The sequence below is a fragment of the Acinetobacter sp. YH12117 genome (assembly GCF_013418865.1).
Classification (GTDB): domain Bacteria; phylum Pseudomonadota; class Gammaproteobacteria; order Pseudomonadales; family Moraxellaceae; genus Acinetobacter; species Acinetobacter indicus.
This window is the reverse complement of record NZ_VPBF01000074.1, coordinates 1-3,981: the sequence shown is the minus strand read 5'-3', so window position 1 is coordinate 3,981 and position 3,981 is coordinate 1. Positions and strand designations below refer to the sequence as shown.

3 protein-coding genes are annotated in these 3,981 nt (G+C 42.9%); 2 read left to right on the top strand and 1 reads right to left on the bottom strand.

The annotated features are described in order from the left end of the window. Positions 1 to 223 precede the first annotated feature (223 nt). Entirely contained in the window at positions 224 to 814 is a 591-nt protein-coding gene (locus FTU55_RS14625; protein ID WP_180005626.1) for a hypothetical protein, read from the top strand. A 276-nt stretch (positions 815 to 1,090) separates the two neighbouring features. Continuing rightward, the gene (gene erm, locus FTU55_RS14620) at positions 1,091 to 1,960 is read left to right on the top strand and encodes a 23S ribosomal RNA methyltransferase Erm (protein ID WP_107318659.1); all 870 of its coding nucleotides are present in this window, start codon (positions 1,091 to 1,093) and stop codon (positions 1,958 to 1,960) included. A gap of 276 nt (positions 1,961 to 2,236) precedes the next feature. Here the strand turns inward: erm and FTU55_RS14615 are convergent, their stop codons facing one another. After that, positions 2,237 to 3,739 carry an IS91 family transposase gene (locus tag FTU55_RS14615; RefSeq protein ID WP_138773302.1) on the bottom strand — a complete coding sequence of 501 codons (1,503 nt, stop codon included), beginning with the start codon at positions 3,737 to 3,739 and terminating at the stop codon, positions 2,237 to 2,239. Between the last annotated feature and the right edge of the window lie 242 nt (positions 3,740 to 3,981).

Here is a 3,981-nt window from a genome sequence, read left to right as displayed (position 1 = left end):
CTATGAATAAATACACAGAAATGATAAATTCGTAAATGGACATAACATGAGGTAGTTTTCTTAGTCGAAATCTAAATTGTGTTATGTCCTTTTTATTTCAAGAGTTTAGAAAGTTGAGATTCGCGTTGTTGATGAAAAAGATTATTTCACCTCAAAAACCTTTTTAGTTGCTAAAGATGGGGATGTAATACATGATTCACAAGTTATAATTAATATAGCCGATATGGATCTTTCTGACATAACTGATTATTCTGACATAATTGACTATGGTGTTAGCTATGCCTCATATGGTTCAATCAACAGAAATCCATTACTAATTGTGCCAATGGATTTGGATTTTTCGGGTCTAAAATTAGATTTTGAGGTACTAATTTACGATCTCTACGATTTTAATGAAATTTCAAATGAGTTTATTACCGTTTTAATAGGTGAGGATTTTGTATATGACAACACAAGTGTCGGTTTACAATGGATAACGATTAATGCAATCGACTCTAATGATGATACTTATGAATTCCAACTCTTAATTGCTGTCTACGATAACAATGATGAAAACTATGCAATACCTTATCTATCACATGAATTTGTCAATATACTAGGCGATTATAGGTTTCAAGAGGGATATGGTGTCGAAGGCATAAAATACGATGAAGAATCTCAAAAATTTCTTTATGCAGAATATATAGATATATATTATTGGGGAATTGATGAGCCTAAAACTTTTTACTTGTCCGAAACAAATTTTAAAAATGGCTTTTTTGCACTTACTCTAAATGTTTGGGGAATTGACGTAGACTTCACGGTGCCAGTATGAGAGTAAAATACTAAACATATTAAAATCTAATGTTTTGGTTAAATATTAACATATAAAAGTTGTGAAGAATTTAATAATCATCACATCTTTTTTTATGCAAATTTTTATTTGGTTTAAGATTTGTAACCAGTATTAGTAGTTTTTTATATGTAAAAACACCATTATTTTGTATGCTTGCTATATGTCCAATTTAAATGGCAATAGTTGACAAACTGTACGTTTCATCTTATAATTAATTATATAAACTATTAAAGATTATGCAATTAAAGGGAATTTATGGAAAGAAATATTAGGGATTCACAAAATTTCTTACACGATAAAAAATTAGTTAGTAGCCTTGTTGAAAATAGCAATATAAATAATACTGACATTGTATATGAAATAGGTCCGGGAAAAGGCATAATAACCGAACATTTATTAAGAGTAAGTAAAAGTGTAATTGCAATTGAATTAGACACCTCTTTGTATCAATTTTTAAAGCAAAACTTGAATAGTGAAAAACTAACACTTATCAATCAAGATTTTATGAACATAAAACTTCCTGATGGCAATTATAAAGTTTTTTCTAATATACCGTTTAATATGACGGGAGAAATCTTAACAAGATTACTAACAGCAATCAACCCGCCACAAGATATGTATATTATAATGCAGTACGAAGCAATGTTAAAATACGCAGGCACTCCATATTATAAAGACACATTAAAATCACTTATGTTCAAACCGTTATATGATATAAAACTGGCTTATGAGTTTTTGCCTTCAGATTTTAAACCAAAACCCAACGTGTCTATAGTTCTTGTGCATTTCCATAAAAAAGAATATTGTGATATAAAAAAAGCAACAATGTTAGAATATTGGGATTTTTTATCATATATGTATACTGCCCCAGGATTAAATTTTAAACAAAAAACAAAAAATATTTTTTCTTATGAACAGCAAAAACGTTTGAAAAAAATTATCAATTTAGATAGTGAACTAAATTTTTCCGATTGGACATATATTCAATGGATTAAAATGTTCGATACATATAAGCAGTTTGTATGCCAAGACAAGAAAAAACTCGTAGAAGGTTCTTATCAAAAACTTTTAAAAGAACAATCAAAATTAGAAAAAGTCCACAGAAGCAGAACTCAAAGATATTAAATAAAAGGGTACTTAATTGGAAAAAGGTTACTACTTATTTGCATATGAGTATAGGAAGAATAAACGCCGTTTTTCTCCAAGTCCAGCCACTGTAGACCGCGAATGACGGCCTGCTTTGCCAGTGGGTGATTCTGAATCCGGCCCGTGTAGCCATCGATCCCGCCGAAAATTCACCCGTTTTTCCCGACAGCCGGGGCCAACCCAAGCCGCCGGCATAACGCATCCCTGCCGCGGCTGAATTACCGCAGCATCGTGATCGGAATCGTTTGGGACGGGTCAGGTAAACAGACCCGGCGACAGGCCAGCCGGTGGTGCCCGGCTCTCGGGCAACGGGCTGGACTCGTTGGTTTCGGCTTTTTGCTTCAGATGGTCGAGGATCTGCTTGATCACTACCGGATCTTCAATACAGGCAATCACCTTCATGGCACCGCCGCATTCGCTGCAAGTCTCGATGTCGATTTGGAATACACGCTTGAGCCGCTGTGCCCATTTCATCGACGCTCGCCGCCCAGCGGGTGTTGGCGGCTCATCCGATACCTTGACCTTTTTGCTCCCCTTGCCCCTCATGGCAGGTGTAACCAGGGCGCGGTGCTTGCTGTTGGGCGCAAACACCCCATGAAACCGGGTAAGGTTCACACGTGGCTTCGGCACCAACGCCGACAGTCTTGCGATGAAGTCCAGCGGCTCAAAGATCACATGCGTGGTGCCGTCCCGGTACGGCGTCTTAAGCTGGTAGCGCACGTTGCCATTCTTCGTGAGCGACAGCCGTTTCTCAGACACCGCCGGGCGGCTGATGTAGTGGCACAGCCGTTCGAGTTTGCTGCGCTCATGGGCCTTGGCCGCTACGCCGGCATGTAGCGAGAAACCGGCAACCTTACCGGGCATGTCACCAAACTGATCTTCCGGGTCGCAGGCGGGCAGTGTCTGCAGGGTGAACACCTTGCGCCCTGCCTGTGGCCCCACGGCGATGCGATACGTGATGGAATGCCCCAGCAGTGGAGTCATCGCATCTTCATCCACCGCATCCAAGGCCAGGTAACTGTTTTCAGCATCCCGCTCCAGTAGGCCTTGCCGCTCCAAATAGCGGCCGACCCGATGGGCGATGGTGTGCGCCAGTTGGGTGAGTTCGGCGCTGGTCGGCGCCCTGACCCAGAGGAACCGGGCTGTTCCATTGGGACGCTCAACGTACACGCCATCGAGGAACAGCATGTGAAAGTGAATGTTGAGGTTCAGTGCACTGCCGAAGCGCTGGATCAGGGTGACGGCACCGGTCTTGGCCGCTTGGTGGGTATAGCCCGCTTTCTTGACCAGATGCGTGGCGATGACGCGGTAAACGATGCCCAACACCCGGCCCATGACCTCCGGCCGGCTGGCGAACAGAAAGCGCAATTGAAAGGGAAAGCTGAGTACCCATTGGCGCATGGGCTGTACGGGCAGAACCTCATCGACCAGTAGCGCGGCGCTTTCGGCCATACGCCGTGCGCCACAACTAGGACAGAAGCCCCGACGTTTGCAGCTGAACGCAACCAGGTGCTCAGCGTGACACGACTCACAACGCACCCGCAGAAAGCCGTGTTCGAGACGGCCGCATTTGAGGTAGTCGTCAAACTCGCGTTGCACATAGCCGGGCAGTTCCCTGCCCTGCGCCGCCAAATGGGCAGCGAACGTCGGGTAGTATTCTTCGACGATCCGATAGAGCAGGGTTTGCTCGGGCCGGTGACGCTGGTAACGACCAGTGTTCTCGTCCCGGCTGGCCATCCTGGCCGCCACTTGGGGCATGATCCGCATCCTTGCGATACTGTGTTTTTATACAGTTTATCGCTCAGCTGCGAGATATTGAAGTCTCAGCTGTGATGCCAGCCAGTGCCAGACATTGCCTGTGAGTGCCAGTCACTCCCACTCTATTGTAAACAAGACATTTTTATCTTTTATATTCAATGGCTTATTTTCCTGCTAATTGGTAATACCATGAAAAATACCATGCTCAGAAAAGGCTTAACAATATTTTGAAAAATTGCCTA